Source organism: Brevinematales bacterium (assembly GCA_026415355.1).
Taxonomy (GTDB): domain Bacteria; phylum Spirochaetota; class Brevinematia; order DTOW01; family DTOW01; genus SKYB106.
Window position 1 is genome coordinate 20,092 of record JAOAHF010000002.1, and the last position, 24,872, is coordinate 44,963.

The 24,872-nt window shown below is 32.3% G+C and carries 24 protein-coding genes; 8 read left to right on the forward strand and 16 right to left on the reverse strand.

The window, feature by feature from the left end; genetic code table 11:
• Window positions 1-73 precede the first annotated feature (73 nt).
• The 5 genes from N2712_00765 to N2712_00785 form a co-directional block, all read right to left on the reverse strand.
• The gene (locus tag N2712_00765; protein MCX8028514.1) at window positions 74-877 is read right to left on the reverse strand and encodes an MBL fold metallo-hydrolase; all 804 of its coding nucleotides are present in this window, start codon (window positions 875-877) and stop codon (window positions 74-76) included.
• Complete coding sequence (locus N2712_00770; protein ID MCX8028515.1) at window positions 844-2,172, reverse strand: sigma-54 dependent transcriptional regulator; 1,329 nt, start codon at window positions 2,170-2,172, stop codon at window positions 844-846. Before N2712_00770 ends, N2712_00765 begins: the two co-directional genes overlap by 34 nt.
• Before the next feature lie 204 nt (window positions 2,173-2,376).
• On the reverse strand, window positions 2,377-4,878 hold the full coding sequence (locus N2712_00775; protein ID MCX8028516.1) for an adenosylcobalamin-dependent ribonucleoside-diphosphate reductase: 2,502 nt from the start codon (window positions 4,876-4,878) through the stop codon (window positions 2,377-2,379).
• 168 nt (window positions 4,879-5,046) lie between these two features.
• Complete coding sequence (gene dnaA / locus N2712_00780; protein ID MCX8028517.1) at window positions 5,047-6,477, reverse strand: chromosomal replication initiator protein DnaA; 1,431 nt, start codon at window positions 6,475-6,477, stop codon at window positions 5,047-5,049.
• Window positions 6,478-6,682: 205 nt separating this feature from the next.
• Window positions 6,683-7,114, reverse strand: coding sequence for a hypothetical protein (locus N2712_00785; protein ID MCX8028518.1), 432 nt, complete (start codon window positions 7,112-7,114; stop codon window positions 6,683-6,685).
• 150 nt (window positions 7,115-7,264) lie between these two features.
• On the opposite strand from N2712_00785, the gene rpsL reads away from it, so the two are divergent.
• The 4 genes from rpsL (at window position 7,265) to N2712_00805 (ending at window position 9,176) form a co-directional block, all read left to right on the forward strand.
• Window positions 7,265-7,639, forward strand: coding sequence for a 30S ribosomal protein S12 (rpsL, locus tag N2712_00790; GenBank protein ID MCX8028519.1), 375 nt, complete (start codon window positions 7,265-7,267; stop codon window positions 7,637-7,639).
• A gap of 15 nt (window positions 7,640-7,654) precedes the next feature.
• Window positions 7,655-8,125 (forward strand): 30S ribosomal protein S7, encoded by a 471-nt coding sequence (gene rpsG / locus N2712_00795; GenBank protein MCX8028520.1) that lies wholly within the window; start codon window positions 7,655-7,657, stop codon window positions 8,123-8,125.
• A 185-nt stretch (window positions 8,126-8,310) separates the two neighbouring features.
• Entirely contained in the window at window positions 8,311-8,691 is a 381-nt protein-coding gene (locus N2712_00800; GenBank protein MCX8028521.1) for a pyridoxamine 5'-phosphate oxidase family protein, read from the forward strand.
• Between the two features lie 2 nt (window positions 8,692-8,693).
• On the forward strand, window positions 8,694-9,176 hold the full coding sequence (locus N2712_00805; GenBank protein MCX8028522.1) for a hypothetical protein: 483 nt from the start codon (window positions 8,694-8,696) through the stop codon (window positions 9,174-9,176).
• Window positions 9,177-9,289: 113 nt separating this feature from the next.
• Here the strand turns inward: N2712_00805 and N2712_00810 are convergent, their stop codons facing one another.
• The 3 genes from N2712_00810 to N2712_00820 all read right to left on the reverse strand — a co-directional run bounded on the left by N2712_00810 (window position 9,290) and on the right by N2712_00820 (window position 12,600).
• Window positions 9,290-10,231, reverse strand: coding sequence for a M23 family metallopeptidase (locus N2712_00810; protein MCX8028523.1), 942 nt, complete (start codon window positions 10,229-10,231; stop codon window positions 9,290-9,292).
• An 11-nt stretch (window positions 10,232-10,242) separates the two neighbouring features.
• Window positions 10,243-11,037 (reverse strand): flagellar basal-body rod protein FlgG, encoded by a 795-nt coding sequence (gene flgG / locus N2712_00815; GenBank protein ID MCX8028524.1) that lies wholly within the window; start codon window positions 11,035-11,037, stop codon window positions 10,243-10,245.
• Between the two features lie 255 nt (window positions 11,038-11,292).
• Entirely contained in the window at window positions 11,293-12,600 is a 1,308-nt protein-coding gene (locus tag N2712_00820) for a sugar phosphate nucleotidyltransferase (GenBank protein MCX8028525.1), read from the reverse strand.
• Between the two features lie 190 nt (window positions 12,601-12,790).
• Between N2712_00820 and N2712_00825 the strand changes: the two genes are divergently transcribed.
• Genes N2712_00825 through tmk form a run of 3 tightly spaced genes read left to right on the forward strand, consistent with a single transcriptional unit; the run spans window position 12,791 to window position 14,874 of the window.
• Window positions 12,791-13,999 carry an OmpA family protein gene (locus N2712_00825; GenBank protein ID MCX8028526.1) on the forward strand — a complete coding sequence of 403 codons (1,209 nt, stop codon included), beginning with the start codon at window positions 12,791-12,793 and terminating at the stop codon, window positions 13,997-13,999.
• A gap of 1 nt (window position 14,000) precedes the next feature.
• Entirely contained in the window at window positions 14,001-14,246 is a 246-nt protein-coding gene (locus N2712_00830) for a metal-sensitive transcriptional regulator (protein MCX8028527.1), read from the forward strand.
• 1 nt (window position 14,247) lies between these two features.
• On the forward strand, window positions 14,248-14,874 hold the full coding sequence (gene tmk / locus N2712_00835) for a dTMP kinase (protein ID MCX8028528.1): 627 nt from the start codon (window positions 14,248-14,250) through the stop codon (window positions 14,872-14,874).
• A 6-nt stretch (window positions 14,875-14,880) separates the two neighbouring features.
• Here tmk and N2712_00840 read toward each other — a convergent pair whose 3' ends face one another.
• The 4 genes from N2712_00840 to recN all read right to left on the reverse strand — a co-directional run bounded on the left by N2712_00840 (window position 14,881) and on the right by recN (window position 18,813).
• Complete coding sequence (locus N2712_00840) at window positions 14,881-15,348, reverse strand: CoA-binding protein (protein ID MCX8028529.1); 468 nt, start codon at window positions 15,346-15,348, stop codon at window positions 14,881-14,883.
• A gap of 10 nt (window positions 15,349-15,358) precedes the next feature.
• Window positions 15,359-15,565, reverse strand: a complete 207-nt coding sequence (locus N2712_00845; protein MCX8028530.1) for a hypothetical protein — start codon at window positions 15,563-15,565, stop codon at window positions 15,359-15,361.
• A 126-nt stretch (window positions 15,566-15,691) separates the two neighbouring features.
• Window positions 15,692-16,981, reverse strand: coding sequence for an extracellular solute-binding protein (locus N2712_00850; GenBank protein MCX8028531.1), 1,290 nt, complete (start codon window positions 16,979-16,981; stop codon window positions 15,692-15,694).
• Between the two features lie 128 nt (window positions 16,982-17,109).
• Entirely contained in the window at window positions 17,110-18,813 is a 1,704-nt protein-coding gene (gene recN / locus N2712_00855; GenBank protein ID MCX8028532.1) for a DNA repair protein RecN, read from the reverse strand.
• A gap of 170 nt (window positions 18,814-18,983) precedes the next feature.
• On the opposite strand from recN, the gene N2712_00860 reads away from it, so the two are divergent.
• A complete protein-coding gene (locus N2712_00860; GenBank protein MCX8028533.1) occupies window positions 18,984-21,563 on the forward strand; it encodes an ATP-dependent Clp protease ATP-binding subunit in 2,580 nt (859 codons plus the stop codon).
• Between the two features lie 197 nt (window positions 21,564-21,760).
• Here the strand turns inward: N2712_00860 and gatA are convergent, their stop codons facing one another.
• The 4 genes from gatA to N2712_00880 all read right to left on the reverse strand — a co-directional run bounded on the left by gatA (window position 21,761) and on the right by N2712_00880 (window position 24,774).
• Window positions 21,761-23,197: an Asp-tRNA(Asn)/Glu-tRNA(Gln) amidotransferase subunit GatA gene (gatA, locus tag N2712_00865; protein ID MCX8028534.1), complete on the reverse strand. Its 1,437-nt coding sequence runs from the start codon at window positions 23,195-23,197 to the stop codon at window positions 21,761-21,763.
• Complete coding sequence (locus N2712_00870; protein ID MCX8028535.1) at window positions 23,194-23,553, reverse strand: TraR/DksA C4-type zinc finger protein; 360 nt, start codon at window positions 23,551-23,553, stop codon at window positions 23,194-23,196. Before N2712_00870 ends, gatA begins: the two co-directional genes overlap by 4 nt.
• A 4-nt stretch (window positions 23,554-23,557) precedes the next feature.
• Window positions 23,558-23,794, reverse strand: coding sequence for a bL27 family ribosomal protein (locus N2712_00875; protein MCX8028536.1), 237 nt, complete (start codon window positions 23,792-23,794; stop codon window positions 23,558-23,560).
• A gap of 161 nt (window positions 23,795-23,955) precedes the next feature.
• On the reverse strand, window positions 23,956-24,774 hold the full coding sequence (locus tag N2712_00880) for a pirin family protein (protein ID MCX8028537.1): 819 nt from the start codon (window positions 24,772-24,774) through the stop codon (window positions 23,956-23,958).
• Window positions 24,775-24,872: the final 98 nt, after the last annotated feature.

Below are 24,872 nucleotides of genomic sequence, written 5' to 3' on the forward strand. Positions count from 1 at the left end.
TACCTCTATTGCTCTATGTTGTAATATTAACCGATGTCTCTTAACAAAATCTGGAGTCTTATATCAGTATTAATCATACTTCAACAACAAGTCCATCATAAGCAGGTATAATATTCAATCCTTTGAGATATCCCAATATTTCATCATAATCTATTTCGTGTCCCATGTGTATAAGATATGTAACTTTTGGTTTAAGTAATCTTGTGAGATTTATAACCTCGGAAACAGTATAATGAGTAGAGTGAGGAAGATACCTTAAAGCACTAATAATCAAAATCTCTGTTCCCTTCAAAACTTCGAGTGTCCTACCAGGTATAAAACTAACATCCGTCAGATAAGACATACTACCAAATCTATAACCATTTACCTTTATGTTGCCATGATAGTAAAAAAAAGTTTTTACTCTAACTCCATCTAAAACAATATCATCATAATCTTCTACAATATAAACTCTAACAAGTGGTTTTCCACCCGCTAGTTGAGGTAGATCTTTAAATATATAATCAAACCTAGACTGAAATTCCCAGTATGACGTCCGATTCATAAACACAGGTATTATTTTCCAGTTCATAGCAAAATTAAGTTGCCTAACATCATCAAAACCGTTTATATGATCCGCATGCGAATGCGTTATAAGTATTCCATCAACTTCAAAAATACCATTACTAATAGCTTGTTGTCTAAAATCAGGAGTTGTATCTATAATAAACTTTTTACCTTGGTACTCAACAAAAGTAGACGTCCTAGTTCTTTTATTTTTAGGATTGTCAGACAAGCAAACACTACATTTACATCCAATAACAGGTACACCTGTAGAGGTACCTGTACCCAAAAACTTTATAGTCATAAACCTTTGTCCTTCTTTTTCTTCATCCAATTATATACACTCCTTCTAGATATACCTAGAATTTCTGATGCTTTTGTAACATTACCATTTGTATAATCAAGTATGTATTTTATGTACATATCTTCAAGTTCCCTCAAGGAGTAGAGTCTAGTAAAGTATGGAACCTCTACATAACTATCAAACGATATATCATCTATTTCATCACCATCTTTTGACATAACAACATATCTCAAAATTAAATTCTGTAGTTCTCTAACATTGCCTGGAAAACTGTAACTCATAAGCTTTTTAATAGCACCACTTGTAAATTGAATTTTCTTACCATACACTATTGAATAAATATTCAGAAAATACTCAACAAGTAGAGGTATATCTTCCTTTCTTTCTCTTAGGGGAGGTACATATATTGGAAAAACATTTAATCTATAAAACAGATCTTCTCTAAATCTACCTTCTTTAATAAGCGTTCTAATATCAACATTAGTAGCACTTATAATTCTAACATCAACTTCAATGACATCAAGACCACCTATGCGAGTAAATGTTTTATCTTGTAAAAATCTAAGTAGCTTTGCTTGCACATTTAAAGGCATATTTGAAATCTCATCAAGGAACAAAGTACCTTCATTAGCGTATTCAATTTTACCAATTTTTCTTGCAAAAGCACCAGTAAAAGCTCCTCTTTCATATCCAAAAAGCTCACTTTCTATTAGAGACTCCGGTAAAGACGAACAGTCTACAGGAACAAATTTTTTGTTTTTTCTTTTGCTATTAAAATGTATAAGCTTGGCAACAACTTCTTTACCAACACCACTTTCACCCGTTATTAACACACTAACATCACTTTTCGAAGCAAGTTCTATCTTCGAAAGTACCTCTTTAGCCTTATTACTATTTCCTACAAACTTAACTCCCCCTTGAGATCTTTTCAAATCCTCAATCTCGTTGTATCTTTCAACCAACATTTTCACTTGATTCACAACAATCTCAACTCTACCTACATTAACAGGTTTAACTATGTAATCATAAGCACCTAATTTCATACACTTTACAACTGTACCAATGTCATCTATAGCAGTCAAAACAACTACATAAGGAGGAGAGTTTACATCAGTTTTCAACTTACTCAATCTTTCCAAAACATCAATACCACTCATAACTGGCATTCTTAAATCAAGGAAAACAAGATCATATAAATTATTCTTTATTTTTTCGAATCCCTTATGTCCATCTTCTGCAGTATCCACAATACAACATTCTTTTAGCATCTCTTCAAAAAGCATTCTTATACCATTCTCATCATCTACCACAAGAACCCTTAACATAATTATAGAATTTTATAAATTGCCCATTTTATTTTTCATTTTACATCTCAAAAATAACCTAAAAGACTAATAACTCAGAGTATCTAATACACTTACATTTTTGATGTAACTTCTCAAAGAAGGCAAGATAGATAAGGAAAGTAAATCCTACATAACCTAGGCATAACATATATGAAATTACTATTCTAACAAAATATATGCAAATTAAGCACATTTAGTATATCCACAAGATTTGCAGACATAGCATCCATTTTCATAAACTAGGGTCCTTTCTTCGCAACTTGGGCATTTTTCCATTCTTAGATTAACTCCAGAAACACCTTTACCATTTGAACCATTGGTATTATCAAGTTTAACTTTTTCTTTTGTATTTTTAGTCTCATCAGACACCAATTCTGATGATTTTAGCCTCTCTTCATACTCATTTCTATGTATTATAGCTAATGCTTTTGCAACTGCATCAGGTATAGAATGTAAAGCAACACCTTGATCCCAAAAAGTTTCATCTCCTTTTATACCCTCAAGCTGTTTGATAACAGTATCTATGCTGCCACCATCTTGCAAATATATACTTATAAGCCTACCTATTGCCTCAGCATCTGCTTTTTCATTACCACCACTTTTACCGATGTTTATGAATACCTCTTTTATCACTCCATCCGAATCTCTATTTACCGTAACATAAAGAGCACCTTGCGGAAGCCTAAATTTAATAGTTTCACCAGTGAGTATTCTAGGTCTTTTGAACTCTTTCTTCTCAGAGGTTTCCTTTTTCTTATTCTTATCTTCCGTTATCAGCACTCCTTCTCTACTACCTTCTCTATAAACTGTTATTCCCTTACAACCCAACTTCCAAGCATAGAAATATATGTCACTTATAGTTTTTTCTGTTGTAGATTCAGGTAAATTCACCGTCGAAGATATACTATGGTCTATATGCTTTTGAATTGTTGCTTGCATTTTAACTCTAAAGTAAGGATCTATCTGATGCGCCGTAACAAAAAATTTCGGTAGTTCCTCCTCATGCTGAATTCCAAACTTACTCATATATCTTTGAACCAATGGATGATACACCTTGAAAAAATCTTGACTCAAAGATTCACTTCTTCTTATATACGAGAGCGCAAAAACTGGTTCAATCCCACTAGTAACTCCTGCAAGCAATGCCCCACTACCAACAGGAGGAACCGTTAAAATAGCTACATTTCTAAGCCCATACTTTTTTATTTTTTCTTGAACCACCTTATCGAGTCTCTTTATAAAAGGACTTTGTAAATGCTTTTTTGGATCAAAGTTAGGAAAAGTCCCCTTCTCAATCGCAAGATTAACGCTCTCGTCATAAGCAATGTGCTTTATTCTATTAAATAGATCATTCACAAAATCTATCGCTTCATCACTGTCATATTTTATTTTCATTTTTATTAGCATATCTCCAAGTCCTGTAAAGCCTACCCCTATTCTCCTACTCCTCATTGACGCTTCACTTTGTTCCTTGAGAGGATGACGATTTTTGTTATACTCCAAAACATTATCCAAAAACCTAACTGTATACCTAACAGCTTTCTCTAGATTCTCCCAATCCACTTCAACATCATCTCCAAACTCATTTATAACAAATCTTTCAAGGTTTACATTTCCTAAACAACAATCTCCATAGGGTTCAAGTGGAATCTCACTACAAGGATTAGTCGTAAGTATATGCATATCATTGTACTCAGACGTAGACATTTTTCTCATAGTAGAATAGAAGATAAGCCCTGGCTCTGCAGAAGCCCAAGCATTATGTATAATCTTATCCCAAAGATCTTTGGCTTTTATAACTCTGTAAATCCTTTTTTTTCTAATTTCATTTTTATTGGCAACATAAAAATAATTTTTCTCTGGAAAATGATAGAAGCTTCTCCTAGATGTATCAATTTCTATAAAGTCTTCTCTCTTTCTAAGTAATTCTAATATTTCGTTTATATCTATCGTTCCAAACTCAGCTTGTAAATCTCTTTCTCTCATTATATCAGGATACCACAATTCCCAAGTATCATCCCTCTGTACTGCTTCCATAAGCTCATCAGTTATAAGAACTGATATATTAGCATACCTAACTTTTATCCTAAGTGGGTCATTTTTTATAGTTATGAATTCTTCAACATCAGGATGAGAGCAATGTATAGTAATCATCAAAGCTCCACGCCTTCCACTTTGTCCAATTGTACCTGTTGTTAATGAATACAAGTCCATAAATGAAACAGCACCTGTAGAGCTATATGCAGCATTTCCAACAGGACTACCCTTAGGTCTCAAAACAGATATATCTATACCTACTCCACCACCATAACTATAAGTCCTAGCCATTTCCTTCATAGTCTCATATATATCTTCAATACTATCTCCCTTTATAGGTAAAACATAACAATTAAGAAGAGTCGCTTTTCTTTCAACTTGTCCCGCTCCAAACATTATTCTACCACCGGGTATCATCCTAAAATCTTCAAGTAACCAATAAAACTTTTCTTCCCATTCAGCTCTTTTTTCATCTGTTTCTTCAACAGAAGATATCGCTTTGGCAACTCTTCTCCACATCTCAGGTGGTATCTTCTCTAGTATATTTCCATTGTAATCTCTCAAAGCATATTTTTCAGCAAAAACTCTAGCCCTAAGTTCATCTCCACCAAACCACTCTAACGTATCTTTTGACAATTCCATTTTCATATAACTCCTCCTTTACTCAACAAATTCGGATTAGATCAAAAACATTTTATAAATTTATAAAAACTTTACCCCTTAGTCTCCAGTAAAATACAAACTATCCTATAAACCATCTAAATCACTCTTTTTATTTCCACCTAACATCCCTGTCAAACTAAAACTTTTAGAAAATTACAATCCACTTTTTATCTTCTTAATCTTAGCTAAGACCTCCTTTATCTGCTCTTTGACTAGGAAATCTCTCTTTATAAGAGCATCTATTCTTTCGTATGCTCTGACCGCAGTACTATGAACCTTACCAAACTTCTCCGCTATTTCTGAAAAAGTCAAATTCGTAAGCCTCTTAGCAAGATACATGACAACTTGTCTAGCAAATACAAGCTCATCCTTTCTACCTTCTCCAAGTAAATCACTCACTGTAGTATTGTAATAATTAGCAACAGACTTTAGTATATCATCAATAGTATAAACTACTTCGTTAAACTCTTTAGACTTCACATTAACTTCTAGGAGATCCTTAATAAGTACCTTTACTGTACCTAAATCAACTCTACCACTCTTAAAAGACAAGAAAGCACACACTTTATTAACAGCAGACTCAAGCGATCTAATATTACTCTGAATAGAATTAGCTATAAATTCTTTTATAGAAACATCAATATCAACTCCCTCTTCTTCAAACTTTTTTTCTACAATCTTAAGCCTAGTTTCAAAATCAGGAGGTTTTATCTCAACAACTAATCCTCCTTCAAACCTACTTATCATTCTGTCCCCTATCTCATCGAGTTCTTTCGGAGTCCTATCACTTGTAAATACCATTTGCTTTTTATCATGAGAGAGTTTATTAAATGTATGAAACAGTTCTTCAATAGCTTGCTTCATAGATGATTTAAAAAACTGAACATCATCAAGTAGCAATACATCAGCTTCCCTATACCTTAATCTAAACGAATGCAAGTTCTTAGAAGACAAAGCTTTAAAAAATTCATTTGTAAACTGTTCACTAGTAACATATAAAACCCTTTTCGATTTTTTTGTTCTTGATATCTCGTTAGCAATAGCATGAAGAAGGTGAGTCTTACCAAGACCTACCCCTCCATACATGAATAGCGGATTATAACTCATACCAGGATACTTACTAACATTCAAAGCAGAATGATAAGCAAAATCATTACCACTACCAACTATGAATCTATCGAAAGTATATCTAGGGTTTATGTCAGGAATAGCAACTTCAACCTCCTCCTTCTCAACAACTACAACATTACCATTTACTTTCTCTAGATCAACATCCTCTATATTCTGAAACTTTTTGGAATTAGTTGATCTAAAATTCTTTTGGGATTTTTTGATACTACTATCATCCTCACTATCAGGACTTACAATAATCTCAACATCAACATCGTAATACTTAAATGTAGAAACAATCCTATCAAAATAATTCTTCTCAATCCAAGTCCTAGTAAATTCATCACCAACACAAATAAAGAATTTACCATCTTTACAATAAGTCTTAACCTTTGAAAGAATAACTTTGTCAAGCTGATTTTCCAAAGTAACAATATTTACAAACTCCTCCCACACCTTCAAAAAAGTATCCATACAATCCCCTTAAAAGAGGTAAATATATTTATAAACAATCCAAAAACAATCTATCAACAGTAATTTTGATCTTTCTATAAACTACTACACTAAAATACCTAACCTTCTAAACAGTAGTAATATAAATAAATATCAAATCAAAAAACAGAATCAAAATTAAACAAACATCTTACAATACGTCATATGCAGATATCATAAAGCGTAATTAAGAAATATTTTGGTTTTTTACAACAAGATCCATGAACTTATTTACCATCTTATAAACAGTATTAGTAGAACCATAAGATTTGGATATATTGACAATTTCATCTATTACTATCTTAGGTGAATTATCGCCCAAAATAAGCATAGTTAACCCTAAAAGGAGTATAGATTTATCAATAATAAAAATCATGTCTGGGTTTTTAGCATAAAACTTCTTAAACATACTCTCAACTTTATTTTTATTTGAGAAGTAATAATCAAGTATTTTTTTAGCATATTGCATTATAAACTCTTTATTTCTAAACTCAAGTTCTTCTTTAAAAACATCATCAACCCACTTCATACTAATTATCTCATCACATGGAATTCCAAACAAATCTTGGTATATACCTTGAAGAGCAATTTCTCTTGATATAGTTTTGTCAAACTTCATAATCTCGATTAATTATCAAGAAACATCAATTTCAAATCTCAACTTGAGAGTACTCGGAAAAATTTGAACACCATTGAAGTTTTTTTAAGGTTTAGTTGAAATTAGACCACTTATTACTCTAAAATAATTAGCGCTTTAGAGGTTATTAGTATGCCTACAATAAACCAGCTTGTAAGAAAAGGAAGAGAAAAAGTAAAGAAAAAGAGTAAGTCTCCAGCTTTAAGAGGATGCCCTCAAAAGAGGGGAGTATGCGTAAGAGTAACTACAATGACACCTAAAAAACCAAACTCTGCTTTAAGGAAAATAGCAAAGGTGATGCTATCAAATAAAGTTGAAGTCATAGCATATATACCAGGTATAGGGCATAATCTACAGGAACACTCAATAGTACTAGTAAGAGGCGGTAGAGTAAAAGACTTGCCAGGTGTAAAGTACCACATAATAAGAGGCGCTCTTGATACTCTTGGTGTTGAGGGTAGAAAAACCAGCAGGTCTAAATATGGTGCTAAAAAACCTAAATCCTAAAACTAGGAGGTAAAAATGAGAAAGAAAAAAGCATACAAAAAACATATTCCGCTCCCTGATCACAAATATAATAGTGTATTGGTATCAAAGATTATAAACATTATAATGAAAGACGGTAAAAAAATAAAAGCACAAAATATTATGTACTCTGCACTTGAAATAGTAAAGGAAAAAACTAAAAAAGATCCTTTACAGGTGCTTGAAAAAGCAATAGAAAACCTACAACCCCAGCTTGAAGTTAGATCAAGAAGAGTTGGTGGTGCAACTTATCAAGTACCAGTCGAAGTTAGACCAGAAAGAGCATTATCACTAGCAATAAGATGGCTTGTATCAGCTTGTAGAGAACAACAGGGAAGACCCATGACAGAAAAATTAGCAGATGAGATAATAAACGCATATAACGAACAAGGTAACGCCATAAAGAAGAAAATAGAAACTCATAAAATGGCCGAATCTAACAAAGCATTTGCCCATTATAGATGGTAAAATACATTTAAGCACTATTGAATTAACACATCTCAGTTCTCATTATAGAACATTCACCTAAACGTTAGAATATCATTAAGGTATCTTAGTTTTAAGTATAGTTTCTCGAACCATCAGATACTGAGTATGAAATTTGACAATTAGGTATTCTACTGTGTATTATTATACCTAGTTAAAGAGGTAATATGATATTACCTAATAATGCAATAGAATTCTTAAAAAGTGGTAATGGTATTTCAGTAGTAGGCACAGTAAGTGAGTTTGGAATTGTAAATATATCTCCAAGATTTATCTTAGAGGTAGAGCCAACAAGACTGTTTTTCGTTTCTGGATTTCCAAACAAAACGTTATACAACCTAAATAAAAACCCCAAATTATGCATTTCCAAGTGGGATAATGAGCTAAAAGGAAATATAAAGTTTCTAAAAATAATAGGCTTTGCAAAAAACCATACCTCTGGTGAGATATACGAAAAGTTTTCAAAGGCAATCCAAAGTATGGGATTCCCAAAACCTCTTGCAGTTACAGAAGTAGAATTTAGAGAATATGAACTTTACGGAGGATAAATATGAATGCAACTCTTATAGACGATAAACTACTTGAATTCTTGAAACAAAACAAAGGTATAATAGCATTTGGTTACACACGTAATGATGGATACCCAATAGTTGAACCTAAGTTTGTCGTAGACATAAACGAATCTGAAAATTCTATATGCTTCATAGAAAGTAAACAAGACGTAGTTAATAACATTAAATCGTCAAAATCTGTAAGTGTTTCAATATTTGATTGGAATGGAAAGGCTTTAGATGGATTTCAACTAAAAGGTATTCCTGAAGTGTATACAAAGGAAAGTGATTTTTTCAATAATGTAATCCAAAGACTAGAAACCAAATCACTATCACCATCATTTCTGAATGAATTCTTAGAAGAAATGGAAACTTCCAAAATAATACCCTCTAAAAATTTTGTAGTAAAAATTGAATTTAATATGAAATATTCATTAGCACCAAGTCCAGAATCGGCAAAACCGATTGTAGTTATTAAGTAGCAAACTACAACATTAAAGATGTATTCTATACACTTCGAGCTAAAAAAGCTTCCTTACAACACTAGAAATCCCATTCCGTGTGGTTTATAAGTTTTTCAACTAATTAGGATAAGCTATCTTAGGATAAACTTTTTTGGATTTATCCTTCTACCGTTTTTTATAACCTCAAAGTGCAAATGAGGTCCTGTTGTCATACCAGTATCACCAACTCTACCTATTATTTGCCCTCTATTTACTTTCTGTCCACTATTAACAAATATTTTTGACAAATGTCCATATAATGTTTTCATGTTGTTTTGATGTCTTATTACTATGTAGTATCCATAACCATCCTCATCATACCCCGTTTTCTCAACCACACCTGACATAGAAGCTTTAACAGGTGAACCATAAGAAGCAGATATATCAAGTCCAGAATGGAACCTTACAACACCTAAAACTGGATGTTTTCTATAACCAAACCCTGACGTAAATCTACCTATAAGTGGTTTCAAAAATCCTATACCAAGTATATCGGATACGTTCCTCCAACTCAATTGAACTCCTGGTACCAAACACTCTTTGTCAAAGTGAAACTTGTAACCGTTTGCAACAAATACATCATAAGGATTAACATTATATCTTCTCGATACATCAAAAACGGAAAATCTACGATTATTACTATACCTTATTACGTCATCTTCAGAATATAATAATCTTCTACCAGGATGAAGAAATTGGGATGACAATTTATTTAGAGAAACTAGAGTACTAATAGATACACCTAGTTTCTTAGATATATTCATAAGTGTATCACCTTTCCTAACCATGTACTCCTTTAACTTGATAGGATCACTTGAAGGAACTTCTATTCTTGACACAACAATACGAGATAAACCATCAATCGGAACAGTTATAGTAGACAGAAAAATGTAACCCGAAATAATTATAAACACTAAAGATATACTCAGGTACAAAACAGGTAGCACTCCATAAAAATAATTAACTATAGAAGTACACAACATTCTTCTTCTTATCCTCGAATTAATGAACGAAAGTTGTTTCTGTATACTCATATCAAACTAAACTATCTTTTCAAGTTGACTGCCGTACCTAACATATTATCTGTTGTTTGAATAGCTTTCGAGTTAAATTCATATGCTCTCTGAGCCACTATCATATCAACGAATTCTCTAACAGCATTAACGTTTGACATCTCAAGAAATCCTTGATGAATTTTACCAAAACCATCTTTTGATGGTATCCCTTCATAAGCTGGACCCGATGCTGGTGTTTCTTTGAAAAGGTTTTCTCCTATACTATCAAGTCCAGCAGGATTAGTAAACCTATATAACTTTATCTGACCTACTTCTACTTCATCGTTTGAATCCCAAACTTTTGCATAAACCATTCCATTATCAAGTATTTTTATACTTTCAAACCTAAAACCTTCCGGGAAAACTATCTGGGGATCAAATCTGTATCCATTTGAAGTCAAAAGCTCACCGTTTGAATCAAGTTTAAAAGATCCATCTCTCGTATAAGCATAAGTACCATCAGGCATAACTATCCTAAAATACCCCTCTCCTGCAATTGCTACATCAAGTTTATTTCCAGTATTCTGCAATGCACCTTGTGTATGAAACTTAAATGTAGCAGAAGGCTTAACACCTAATCCTACTTGTATAGGTACAGGATAAATCGTAAGTTCAGATGAAGGAGTCCCTGCCATTCTCTGAGTTTGATACAAAAGTTCTTCAAATTCTGCTCTACTTCTCTTGTATCCAGTGGTATTGATATTTGCCAAGTTATTAGATATAACATCTATATTAAATTGACCACTTATCATTCCAGAAGCACCAGTCCAAAGAGATCTAACCATATCTCCACCTCTTATTAAATTTTCGTTTCAAAACACCAAACTTAAAGTATTATAAAATATCATACATTCACCATTATAAAATATACTCTTATACCCTCAACCAAAACTCCAAAAGTAAAAATTCCAAAATAAAAATCACTAAATAACAAACCAACATTTTTACTAAAACTACAAAAAACGCAACAGAGATTAAATTAAAGAATATAACCAATTCCAACCAACGAAATCTTAAGATCTATTTCTATTTAAACCTAATTATTGACTCCTACCATAAAGGTCGGAAAACCTTACTATATCATCTTCACTTATATAGTCACCTATTTGTATTTCTATAATCTCAAGTGGTATTTTACCAGGGTTTTCGAGTCTATGTTTAACGGTTTTAGGTATGAATGTACTTTCATTTTCTCTTAAAAAAATAACATTGTCTCCAATAGTAACCTTAGCAGTTCCTTTAATTACAACCCAATGTTCACTTCGATGATAGTGAAGTTGTAAACTTAACTTTTCTCCCGGATTAACTACTATCCTTTTTATCTGGTAATTTTCACCTTTGTCTATAACAGTATAACTTCCCCATGGCCTGTACTCAGTCACACCATACTTAACTTCTTCTCTCCCTTTTATGAGATCCATAATAGAAGTACTATGTCTTTTTGCACCAACATACACAACATCAGGAGTTTCTATTATATTCACATCTTGTAAACCATCAACAGCTATCAATCTTTTTGTTGATATAGCAGTTATGTTCTTAGAATTGTTTATTATTACATCACCCTTAATATAATTACCCTTATCATCCTTATCAAGTAAATCTGAAACATTATCTATACTGTCAATATCAACAACTTCAACTCCCCAATCATCAACCAAAACTTCATTTGACATCTTAACTAAAACATCTTCAAATCTAGTTCCATCTAAATATTCATCTTCGATTATACTTTCAATAGATTTGCTATAAGCATTTTGAATTAAATCCCTAAACCCAACTACAGATGATATATATAATCCAATATTAAACATCCTAGATTTATCAGAGAACCCAACAAATCTTCTAAAAGGAACACCTTGATCTTTTCTTACTTCTATTTTATCTCTAAGATATTGCGACTTTGACGTTGAAATCATTAAAACTTTACCAGGTGGTAATTTATTGATAGTAGAGTTTAAAGTTTTTGAGAATTGCGAGATATCAATCTTCCAAATTTGGTCTGAATTCGATACAACAACTATTTCATACTTATCAACTTCAGACTGTATGAGATGTAAAATACCTCTTGATACAGCTTTCAATGTACCCTGAGATCTAGGCTCTACCAATTGTTGAACAGATTCTGTCTTAAAAACCTCGATAGATTGAGATATTACAAAAAACCTATTCTCTTGAGGAGCAATTGCAACTATCATATTTGGACTAACAACTGAACTCCACATCTCAAGAGTACTCTGAAAAAGAGACTTTCCAAATATTTCCTTACTAAACTGTTTAGGTAAATTATCTCTAGATATAGGCCAAAGTGTCCTACCTTTACCACCACACAGTATCAAAACCCTCATAAGCCGAATGATAAACAAATTTATTTCTGCTATTCAATTTGAAAATCCCTTCCGATAAAAAGTAAAAAATTTTGTTTAAGTTCAATATAAAAAATGTCACACTCAACTTCTAAATACCATGAAACACCTAATAAGGATATTTGAAAGCATACAAAAATACTTTTTATTATTCGTACGTACAGGAGAATTTATGAAAAAAGTTACGAATATTAGAACCTACATTACAGTAATTTATCTTTTGATTGGATACTTATTACATGGATATGACTTTAGTTGGAAACTAAATACAAATGAAATATTAAGAGTCAAAAGTTTTGTCAAACAAAATATATACACAAACAACACATTTGTCAAATATGTAGAAATACTGAACAAAGCATCAATTGATGTAAAAAGTATATCAACAGTTAGTGGGAGAAAATACTATGGAATTGAAGGTATTTTTTATGTCTTTTCAAAAGACTATTCAGAAGATGTCGAATTTAAACTTGACGAAACTCACATAAGTAAATATGTAATGGAAGAAAATGGTAAAATGAGTATATCAAAAGAATTCATCATGCCAGTCGTTAGAGATGTACCTGTATTTGTCAAAAGAGATATAAAACCCGGAGATGAATGGTTCTTCAGAGGTAAAGAATTTCATAAAATAGGTTTCACAGAATTGTTTGACTTGGTTGAGATTGAATTCAATGCTCACTACAAGTTTTCACGAACTACCAACATCCAAGATAAAGAAATCGCAATCATAAACATAAAGTACGGTTTTTCAGATTACTTTAGTAGAACCAAGATAATTCAATATCTTTCCGGTGCTTCGGAAATAGAATACTACTGGGATATAGCAGAAGGTAAACCCTACTATATGAAGGAAAACTACTTTTTTAATGCTTTATACAAAAACGGTATATCAATAATATATTCAGGATCCTCAGAGAGCTCACTTGAGATTGTAAATAGACTAAAAGAAGACGAAAAAAAAGAAGTCATCTCAAAAGTTCAAGAAGCATTAAAAAAACAAGAAAATATTGAAGTACTATCCTCAGAAAACGAAATAAATATCACTATACCAGATATAGTATTCGACTTCAATAAATATACAATCAAACAAGAGTTCATAAAAACTCTATCAAACTTGGCAGAAATTTTAAAAAAATACAATCAAGCCGATATAATTGTAGAAGGACATACTGACGATATAGGAGAAGATGAATACAATCTAAAACTATCACAACTAAGGGCAAAAGAAGTTGCAAAAATACTAATCAATTTAGGAATAAATCCTAACAGGATATCCTATATAGGTTACGGTGAAACAAAACCTAAAGTTCCCAATACATCTCCTCAAAATCGTGCAAAAAATAGAAGAGTTGAAATAAAATTAATATGGGGTAAGTAATATGGAAAATGAAAATAAAAGAAGCCTAATATTTAGATTAAACAGAATAAAAGGGCAAATTGATGGTATAATAAAAATGATAGAAGATGAAGATGACTGTCAACTCATATTCCAACAGATAAAAGCTGCTTACAATGCTCTCAAAAGTGCTGGTAAAATCCTTATACTAGACGACATTGGCAAGTGTATTAGTACAGGAGATGAAAAGAGACTAAAAAAACTACTAGAAAAAATGATGGAAGAGTAACATGGTAATAGCATTTGAAGGAATAGATGGTAGTGGGAAATCAACTATTTCAAAAAAACTAGCATCTGACCTAAAAGAACTGTTTCAAAATAAGGTATTATGGTTTTCTGAACCAAGTCCAACAGAACTTGGTAAAAGATTAAAGTCTATACTAGTATCAAAAGAAATAAACTTAGACGTATTTGAACAATCTCTACTTTTCACATCCGATAGAGCATTTTTAATAAGAAACTACATTATTCCATCATCCATCCAAGGCAATATAATAATAATGGATAGATCATTTGTATCAACATATGCATATCAAATAATGAACACCGATGATGAAAAACTAAAAAGAATTTTGATAGACTTAACAGAATACTCTATAAGGAATTTTTATATAGACACTCTAATTTACCTAAACTGTCCACCCGAAATATCCTTAAGCAGAATAGAAGAAAAAGATGGCATTGAAAGTAAAGGAATAGAATTTGCCAAAAAAGTCAAATCAAACTATGAACTATTCTTATCACAAGGGCACAAGAATATAAAAAATATTTTTAACATTAACGCAACCGAAGACTTCGAAAATGTTTACAAGTGTGTAAAACAAATTATTATCCAACAAACCGGCTATATAGTTTAGAAGAAGCTAACCTATCAACTTTTGGTGTTCTATTTTAATACACTTATCTTGTACAAAGAATATACTACTTTCTTCAGCTATTTTTTTAGCATCATTGTTCACTATTCCCAACTGAAGCCATATACACTTTGGTTTTAGTCTAACCGCTTCCTGAACAACGGGTACTACTTCAGCAGGATTTCTAAAGATATCAACAATATCTACTTGAAATGGTATATCAGATAGAGATTTGTAACATTTTTCACCAAGTATCTCATCATACCCCGGATTAACAGGAACTATCTTGTATCCCTTTTCCTTAAGATATCTAGCAACAGCATTACTAGGTCTATCCTCTTTAGGTGATAACCCTACTACCGCTATAACCTTGGTTTTCAAAAGGAAATCCTTTATTTTTTCATCTTCTTCTGGATTATTAAACTTGATAGAAAATTCTTTACCTTTACTCTTATCCATATCACAAGCATCCGCCATACAAACCTCCTTACAGTTTTTCTACAATTCTTTCTATTTTATATCCATAAAGAGATATACTATTTTTTATTTTATCAATACTTGATGACTCAACTATAACCTTGCCTATTTTAATTTCCTTTATTACTGAATCTTTATCAGCAGTAGTTATAGCCATTTTTATAGCATTTATACATCCACTACAAATCATACCACTAATTATAATCTCATAAGTCATATCTATTTAAGTATAACTAAAATTCTACAAGAATTCAAACTATGTTTCGTAAGTGGAAAAAACTTAGTTACTAAAATTCCCCTAAAAATAATACAAAAACAAAGGGTGCATAAGCCCCCTATTTAATTACCTTCTCAGACTTGTTTTTATAAGATTAACAAGCTCTGCCTGTCTTTTTTTCCAAATATTCTTTATTTTTGAGTCAAGTTGTGGATCATCAGCATCAAGTCCTGTAGACTCAACCAAAGCACTTGTCGCCGGAGACCAAGTTAAAGCCATTTCAGGAACATTCGGCATTGGTATTGCTTCTTTAGCGGCCTCTATGAATATCTGAGATATAGGATCATTCTTAACCTCTGAATACTGATACGCACCAACATTCGCAGGAGTCTGTTTACCAACTTTGGCAAAAATTCTACCTGCTTGAGGGCTTGTTATAAATTGCATAACTTTAAATGCGGCCTGCCTATTTTTAACGTTAGATGACATAAATATACCTTCAACCGTCAAGAAAGGTATTGCTCTTCGTCCAGATCCTTTTATCCCTGGTAAATCATCTATAACTGGAAATGGTGCAACTCCATAATTCACTTTAGGAGATATTTCAGCTCTAAACCACTGACCATTTACAACAAATAATGCATTACCAGAATTAAATAACTCCGTAACGGTTGAACCATCTGCTCCAACTTCACCCTTAGGATCACCTGTTGGATTTATAAGTTTTTTAAGTCTTAAAACATACTTTATAGAATTATAAACCGGTTCAGAGTCAAGTAACGGAAAGTATTCAGTACCTTTCCTTCTCTCAAATATCCTACCACCATAACCTTGTATCCACATTGTATGATAGTAGAAATTACCCATATCATAAACAAAACCTCTCCTACCATAAGGACCAGATCTAGGATCTGTAAATTTCTTTGCAAGATCTATTAACTCACTCCAAGTATCAGGTACCTTAGAAATGTAATTTTTGTTGTAGAATAATATGAGATTCTTAAACGACATAGGTAAAGCCCACAAATTATCGTTGTCACCATATACATAAGCCATTAGAAGATACTTTGGAAACTGTGAAACGATCTCTTTGGTAATCAAGTTATCTATAGGTACTATTATATTATTGTTAGCCCACTCACCAGTAAAGTCTTGAGCAAATATGAAAAGATCAGGACCTTTACCAAGAGGTACCATAGTCCTTAATTTATCATTTATAGCATCAAACGGAACAGGTAATAGGGTAATTTGAACATCAAAGAATGTTATGTTAAATGTGTCTGCAACCTGCTCTATTGCCTTTTTTTCATCACCACGATACGCATGCCAAACATTAACTTTCACAACTTGACCAAAAGATTGAACTGTCAAAAACAACAGTACTTGTAGGTATAAAATCAATCTAGTAAATTTCATAGCATCCTCCCCTTTTATTCCGTAATTTTATATCAAAGACAAATAGATATCAATAAAATAGTATTAAATAAAAATCTCCTGAGAGATAAACTCCAGAGTTTAATATTAACAAAAAGCACTTAAAAAACCTACCTCAAACTTTTCGTAAGCAACTCCTCTGCATGTTTCAAACCTGTTTCAGTTTCGTTTCCAAACATCCTCGCTATTTCTCTCTTCCTTTCTTCAAATGATGATAGTTTTTTAACTATAACTTTTGTTGTGTTACTTTCAAAGATTTTTTCAACCTTAAAATGTACATCCGACCTCGAAGCAACTTGCGGAAGATGAGTTATAACTATTATCTGTTGTTTTTTAGATATATCTTTTATAAGATCTCCTACAATATTAGCAGTATTCCCTCCGATACCTACATCTATCTCATCAAAAACCATCATATCAACTTCAGATACATTTGCAAGTACACTCTTTATAGCAAGCATAATCCTTGATATCTCACCACCTGAAGCCACACTCCTCAAAGGCCTAACCTCCAATCCAGGATTAGTAGATATCATAAACTCGACTCTATCTATACCTTTCTCATTAACATCTACTCTTGTACCATTTATCTCTATCATACCGTCATCAGATTTGTAATACTTAAAGTCCGTTCTGAAGACTGCTTTCTCCATACCAAGCAATCTTAATAAACCTTCAACTTTCTGATCAAGCTCTTTAGCTTTTCTGATTCTCTTGGTTGACAATTCTATACACGCATTTTTTAGATCACCCAAGACTCTACTATACTCATCTTGGAGTTTTACTAAGTTTTCATCACCCAGCTCCAAATCATTTATAGCTTTTTCACACTGTCTCATATATTCAATCAGTTCACTAACAGAATTTTTGTTGTATTTTCTCTTCAGCGTCCTAATAAGATCAAGTCTTCGATTTATATACTCTACTTCATCAGGAGTTATGTTTATCTTACTAATTAAGCGGTTAAGCTCATTAGAAACGCTTCTTATTTGAGATAACCCATCTTCAAGATTCTTTACAAGATCTTCAAATGAAGGATTAATCCTAACACCAAACTTCAACTTTCCAATGGCTTTAGATATTGTAGATATAGATGAATACTCCGAATCTTCCAAAAACGACACTACCTCCTTTATTATCTCCAAAACTTGTTCATAGTTGCTTACATATTTAAACCTATCTTCAAGCTCAATATCCTCACCTTCTTTGAGATCTGCTCCTCTAAGTTCATCTACAGTATACCTAAGAAAATCCAACTTGTCTTTATTTTGAGATATTTTGTTCTGGAGATCCTTTATTTCTCTTCTGAGATTTAGTGCTCTTTCATAAATATTTTTCAACTCTATGAGTTCATTATAAAATCCCCCAAACGCATCAAGATAGTCTATGTGAGTTTTTTGATTTAAAAGGCTTTGATGCTCATGTTGCCCATGAAAATCAACCAAAAAATCCGAAAGTTCAGAAAGTCTAGAAACAGTTTCAGTGTTACTGTTAATTGTTATCCTACTTCTACCACTAGAATCAAATTCTCTTTTTATTATTATCCTATCATCCTCTAAAACAAAGTCTAAACTAGTTATCTTTTCTTTAATTCTTTCATTATTTATCCTGAATACAGCTTCAACTACTACTCTATCTCTACCCGTTTTTATAATAGAAGGATTTGCTCTATCACCTAAACAAAACCCTAAAGCATCAACAATAATGGACTTACCCACTCCACTTTCGCCTGTAAAAACGTTAAATCCCTCTCCAAACTCCAGTTCAAGGTCATCTATAATAGCATAGTTTCTTATCCTTATAAACTCGAGCATATATGTCTATTTTAAATTTAAACAAACAGTTATATCAAAATCTATACTTCTCACTTTTGTATACCGAGTTTTACTTAAGAAATTTTAAAACGACACTTTACCGAAAATTATCATAATAATTTGATTTTAGTTTGATGTTTCTTTAAATTTTTTATACAGAGAGGATATGTATGTTTCCTGAAGGACTTACACCTAATAGCAAGAAGATTTTAAACATTCTAGCACAAGAAGTTGCTAAGAAACTAAGAAACGACAAGATAGAAGTAGAGCATATACTAATAGGAATAATAAACGAAAACGAAAATAGAGCAGTATCAGCACTGAGAGAACTAGGAGTAGACACAGAAAAACTAAAGTTTGACATAGAAAATGCTATAAGAAATCCTATGGGACCTATAAACATGGGATCCTTACCTTTCAGTCAAAACGTTAAAAAGATACTAGATGTTGCTTTAGAAGAAGCAAAAAAACTAGGACACAACTATATAGGGCCAGAACATATACTCATAGCAATCATGAGTGGATACAGCGGTATAGCATATATAGTACTCGAAAATAATGGCATAACAGTAGATGCACTAAGAAGAGTAGTTGCAAGAATTTCAAATGGCATAACATCATCAATGAGACAAGTCGAACAAAAGGAAAAAATAAAAAAGAAAGTAAGGACTCCATTACTCGATGAATTTGGAACGGATCTTTGTAAATTGGCACTTGAAGGAAAGCTAGATCCGGTAATTGGTAGAGATAGAGAAATCGAAAGAGCAATACAAGTTTTAGTAAGAAGGAAGAAAAACAATCCTGTATTAGCAGGGCTTCCAGGTGTCGGTAAAACATCCATAGTTGAAGGACTTGCTCAAAGGATAGTAAAAGGGCAAGTACCTGAATACCTAACAGAAAAGAGAATTATACAGCTAAACATACCAGCAATAGTCGCAGGAACTAAATACAGAGGGGAATTTGAAGACAGACTTAAGAACATAATAAACGAGATAAAGAGCGCAGGAGATGTAATCGTATTCATTGACGAAATTCATACAGTCATAGGAGCAGGAGCAGCAGAAGGAGCAATTGACGCAGCTAATATACTCAAACCCGAACTATCGAGAGGAGATATACAATTCATAGGAGCTACTACACTTGATGACTATAGAAAATACATAGAAAGAGATAAAGCACTCGAAAGAAGATTCCAAATGATACTCGTTGAGGAACCATCAGTAGAAGTCACATTAGAAATATTGAAAGGTATAAAAAAGAAATATGAGGATTTTCACAAAGTTGTCTACGAAGATAATGCAATAACACAAGCCGTATATCTATCAAAACAGTACATACAAGGAAGATACCTACCAGACAAAGCCATTGACTTGATCGATGAAGCAGGCGCAAAAGTAAGAATGAAATCGTTCTCAAAACCAAAAGAATTATCCGACTTGGAAGCAGAAATCGAAGAATTAGAAATGAAGAAAAAACAGTCAGTTACCAATCAAAATTACGAAGAAGCAGCATTCTACAGAGATAAACTAAATGAACTAAGAAATGAATATGAGATAAAAAAACAAGAATGGATGGAAAGAACATCATCCCTAATAATACCTGTTACAGTTGATGACATAAGAGAAACACTATCATCAATGACAGGAATACCTGTAAAGAAACTAGGTGGTATGGAGATAAACAAATTAGCAAACATCGAAACCGAACTTAAGAAAAGAGTAATAGGACAAGATGAGGCAATAGAAGTCGTATCAAAAGCAATAAGAAGGGCAAGAATCGGACTTAAACCAAAAAACAAACCTATAGGTTCATTTTTATTCTTGGGGCCAACAGGCGTAGGGAAAACTGAATTAGCTAAATCGCTAGCTGAGTTTTTGTTTGGTAGTGAGGATAACCTTATAAGACTTGATATGAGTGAATTCATGGAAAAATTCACAGTTTCGAGATTAGTTGGTGCACCACCAGGATACGTGGGATATCAAGAAGGTGGACAATTAACAGAAGCAGTAAGAAGAAAACCTTACTCAGTAATACTCTTTGATGAAATAGAAAAAGCACATCCCGATGTTTTCAATATACTATTACAGGTAATGGATGATGGAAGGTTAACAGATAGCCTTAACAATATCGTCAATTTCTCAAATACTGTCATAATAATGACCTCAAATCTAGGAGTAAGAGATATAACAAACAAAGGATATCTAGGATTTGCAAAGTTATCACAAGAAAAAGCTATGGAATACGAAAATATGAAAGATAAATTACTCGACGACGTAAAAAAATACTTCAGCCCAGAATTTATAAATAGACTTGATGAAATAGTTGTATTCAAACCACTATCCAAAGATATCGTTAAAGATATAGTAGCTAAGATGATCAATGAAATAAACAGAGATCTAGAAATTAATAACATATCAATAACTATATCAGAAGAAGTCAAAGAATTCTTAGCAGAAAAAGGATTTGATCCTAAGATGGGAGCAAGACCATTAAGAAAAACAATCAGAAAGTATATCGAGGATGTAGTAGCACAAAAAATAATAGAAGAAGGAATCGATATATCCTCATTAGCAAAAGAAAACAAGAAAATACTTGTCGTATGCAATAGTATTTCAGAAGACAAGGTAAATCTGAAAATAGAAGTCGTCAAATTACAAGAAAAACAACAAGACCAAAAAAACAATAAATCAAAAAGAAAAGTAATTGACAACAAAAAACATCATATAGCAGATGTAAATATCAAAAACTGAAATCTACGCTGAAGAATGATTAGGTAAAACCAAAGTATTTTCAGTATAGTTATTAGATATAAATTATATACCATACTAACCCATAAAAAGTAGAAGAATATCAGATTAGAATCTAATTATTGTCTGTTAGATAGTCAGAAATAAAAAGTTAACTTCTAAACCCGTACTTATTGTTAAATAAAATACTCAAAGAAACTTTAATCAAACAACCTTTCAATGAAATATGAAAATCTCAGTAACTCTTTATCCTTAAATGGTTTTCCAATTATTTGCATACCTATAGGTAGCTTATTTCTATCATAGCCTACAGGTATCGATATAGCACAAGTACCAACAAGATTAACCGTAACAGTAAATATGTCCGAAAGATACATTTCTATAGGATTCGAAGTTTTTTCTCCTATTTTAAACGCCGTAGTTGGAGTTGTAGGAGATACTATAAAATCAACTTCTTTGAAAGCATTTGTAAAGTCTTCTTTAAGTAGTGTTCTAACTTTGAGAGCTTTTAGATAATATGCATCATAATATCCAGCAGATAAAACATAATTACCCAACATTATTCTTCTCTTCACCTCTTTCCCAAAACCTTCAGTCTTCGTATTATAATAAACTTCTTTTAGAGATCTTGCTTCCGCCCTGTAACCATACCTTACACCATCAAATCTAGCTAGATTAGAACTTGCTTCAGCGGGAGCAACTATGTAGTAAGTAGGTATAGCATATTTACTCCTAGGCAACGAAATTTTCTTTACCTTAACACCCTTCCTTTCAAGAATAGATATTATATCCAGAATTCTACTTTTTATCTCTTCTTGAACATCATCCGTGAAATACTCTTCAGGAATACCTACACTTATAGAATATGGATCTATTTTATCTTTAAGACCCTGAGAAAACGAAGTATCCTCAACTCTAACAGAAGTAGAATCCTTGGGATCATAACCGGCAATAACTTCAAGAAGTATAGCAGCATCTTCAACAGTTTTTGTTATAGGACCTATTTGATCTAAGGAAGAACCAAAAGCCACAAGTCCGTATCTAGAAACAAGACCATAAGTTGGTTTTAATCCAACCGTACCACAAAATGCAGAAGGTTGTCTTATAGACCCACCAGTGTCAGACCCTAATGATGCTACAACCATATCACTGGCAACACTAGCAGCAGACCCCCCAGAAGATCCTCCAGGTACTCTATCTCTATCGTGGGGATTTCTAACTATACCATAGTAAGAAGTTTCATTAGAAGATCCCATAGCAAACTCATCCATGTTTAATTTGCCAATTATTACACCACATTCTTTTTTTATCTTCTCTACTACCGTCGCATCTTCAACTGAAACAAAACCCTCCAATATTTTAGACCCACATGTTGTAGGTAAATCTTTTACATTTATGTTGTCTTTTATACCTATAGGAACACCTAACAGCTTACCCTCAAGTTTATCTATGTTTTGATCAATGTATTTAGCAAACTTTAAAGCATTTTCTTCATCGATTTTTATAAAAGCATTTATAGGTTTCTTAGAATTAAAATCTTCCTTTATTCTAGATATATAACTAGAAATAAGATCAAAAGCCGAAAACTTTTTATTTTTTATCCCTTCAATAACTTGTGAAATAGTTAAGTTTTTCACCTAATTCTAGCCTCCTGCTTTTTTCTAGCACAATTTGAACAAATATCTGTATAAGGAATTGCCTCTAATCTCTCAATTTCTATATCAACACCACAACTCCTACACTTCCCATACGTTCCCTCATCAATTCTCTTAAGAGCATCATTTATCTTGTCTATTATTTCTCTTTGTATTCCTGATATACTAGCAAGAAGTTGAGACTCATAAAAATCACTTGCCCTATCCACGATATCCCCTTCTGAATTATTAGTAAAGTATTTTATAGCCATTTCCTCACCGAAAATATCAGATAATATTTGAAGTTTCTCTTTTTTGAGTTTTTCTTTCATTTCTTCAAGTTTTTGCTTGGATAACATAAACTTATACCTCCACTACTTTAACATATTTCTTCCCTTTTCTCATATAAAATTTTACTTTTCCATCTTTCAGAGCAAAAAGAGTAAAATCTCTACCCTGTCCTACATTTTCACCTGGATATATCTTGTTACCTACCTGTCTCACTATTATATTACCCGCTCTTGCATACTCATTATCATACAACTTCACACCTAAACCTTTACCTCTACTCCTATCTTTTACATTAGGATCTTTAGCCATATAAGCCCTCCAAAAATTAATTCCTGTATTTTAAAAGATGAAAATCTAAACTTAAAACTTCAAAAAAGATCAAAATCTAGAATTTTGAAACCACAAAAAGCTAAAATACACTCCTACAGTTATCAAAAAAATTCTCTCCCACCAAATCCAAACAGAATTCTCTATATATCATGGAAATTATTCCTATATTCATTTATAACCTCTAATAATTGATCTTTAGTATTCACAACAAAAGGACCATATTTTATTATTTTCTCACCTACTGATTTAGCACTAGCAAAAATAATAATTGATTCATCAATAGCTAAAATATCCACAATACCTCTACTCAGAAAAGCAATATTTGAATGGGTTATACTTTCACTATTCAACTTTATTAAACCATCTGAAACTACGATAAAGGAAGTATGATGTTCTGGCACTACAAAACTTACCTTCTGGTTTTTACAAAGCTTTGCTAAAATGTATGTTGTAAGGTTCCTACTAAAATTCAAGTTTTTTTCATTTTTGTACTCTCCTGCAACTATATTTACAAGTACATCACCATCAACTACAACTTTATGTCTATACTTCTTATAGAAAGGTTCAGACATCTTCAAAGACGATAATACATTTATCCACATTTGGAATCCCCAAAGCAACTTTTGCTTAGAAAACAAAGGCATCTCTGAGTGTATTATTCCCCTTCCTGTATTCATAAATTGTATATCACCTTCTTCCATTACTTCAACAGTACCTTTTGAGTCACTATGTCGCAATTTACCAGAAAGCATATAAGTCATAACCTCAAAACCTGCATGTGGATGCGGTGGAAAACCTTTAGAATAACTTTCATAATCATCACTTTTGAACTCATCAAGAAGTAGAAAAGGATCAAAATAACTGTAAGTCTGTCCAATGTATCTCTTAACTTTAACTCCAGCTCCTTCCTCCAACTCCATAGCTCCTAGCATGAATTCAATATCTGAATACTTTCTCATGTTTAGTAATTTACAAAAAATATCACAAAATTCAAATTTTCAAACTTTTTACAAAATAGATGTTTTCAAAATTTGACTTTCTTAAATTTTTATTATAA

Coding starts and splice junctions, on each gene's coding strand:
- N2712_00770 (MCX8028515.1), bottom strand. CDS start 2,172: ATGTTAAGGGTTCTTGTGGTAGATGATGAGAATGGTATAAGAATGCTT.
- N2712_00775 (MCX8028516.1), bottom strand. CDS start 4,878: ATGAAAATGGAATTGTCAAAAGATACGTTAGAGTGGTTTGGTGGAGAT.
- dnaA (MCX8028517.1), bottom strand. CDS start 6,477: ATGGATACTTTTTTGAAGGTGTGGGAGGAGTTTGTAAATATTGTTACT.
- N2712_00785 (MCX8028518.1), bottom strand. CDS start 7,114: ATGAAGTTTGACAAAACTATATCAAGAGAAATTGCTCTTCAAGGTATA.
- rpsL (MCX8028519.1), top strand. CDS start 7,265: ATGCCTACAATAAACCAGCTTGTAAGAAAAGGAAGAGAAAAAGTAAAG.
- rpsG (MCX8028520.1), top strand. CDS start 7,655: ATGAGAAAGAAAAAAGCATACAAAAAACATATTCCGCTCCCTGATCAC.
- N2712_00800 (MCX8028521.1), top strand. CDS start 8,311: ATGATATTACCTAATAATGCAATAGAATTCTTAAAAAGTGGTAATGGT.
- N2712_00805 (MCX8028522.1), top strand. CDS start 8,694: ATGAATGCAACTCTTATAGACGATAAACTACTTGAATTCTTGAAACAA.
- N2712_00810 (MCX8028523.1), bottom strand. CDS start 10,231: ATGAGTATACAGAAACAACTTTCGTTCATTAATTCGAGGATAAGAAGA.
- flgG (MCX8028524.1), bottom strand. CDS start 11,037: ATGGTTAGATCTCTTTGGACTGGTGCTTCTGGAATGATAAGTGGTCAA.
- N2712_00820 (MCX8028525.1), bottom strand. CDS start 12,600: ATGAGGGTTTTGATACTGTGTGGTGGTAAAGGTAGGACACTTTGGCCT.
- N2712_00825 (MCX8028526.1), top strand. CDS start 12,791: ATGAAAAAAGTTACGAATATTAGAACCTACATTACAGTAATTTATCTT.
- N2712_00830 (MCX8028527.1), top strand. CDS start 14,001: ATGGAAAATGAAAATAAAAGAAGCCTAATATTTAGATTAAACAGAATA.
- tmk (MCX8028528.1), top strand. CDS start 14,248: ATGGTAATAGCATTTGAAGGAATAGATGGTAGTGGGAAATCAACTATT.
- N2712_00840 (MCX8028529.1), bottom strand. CDS start 15,348: ATGGCGGATGCTTGTGATATGGATAAGAGTAAAGGTAAAGAATTTTCT.
- N2712_00845 (MCX8028530.1), bottom strand. CDS start 15,565: ATGACTTATGAGATTATAATTAGTGGTATGATTTGTAGTGGATGTATA.
- N2712_00850 (MCX8028531.1), bottom strand. CDS start 16,981: ATGAAATTTACTAGATTGATTTTATACCTACAAGTACTGTTGTTTTTG.
- recN (MCX8028532.1), bottom strand. CDS start 18,813: ATGCTCGAGTTTATAAGGATAAGAAACTATGCTATTATAGATGACCTT.
- N2712_00860 (MCX8028533.1), top strand. CDS start 18,984: ATGTTTCCTGAAGGACTTACACCTAATAGCAAGAAGATTTTAAACATT.
- N2712_00870 (MCX8028535.1), bottom strand. CDS start 23,553: ATGTTATCCAAGCAAAAACTTGAAGAAATGAAAGAAAAACTCAAAAAA.
- N2712_00875 (MCX8028536.1), bottom strand. CDS start 23,794: ATGGCTAAAGATCCTAATGTAAAAGATAGGAGTAGAGGTAAAGGTTTA.
- N2712_00880 (MCX8028537.1), bottom strand. CDS start 24,774: ATGAGAAAGTATTCAGATATTGAATTCATGCTAGGAGCTATGGAGTTG.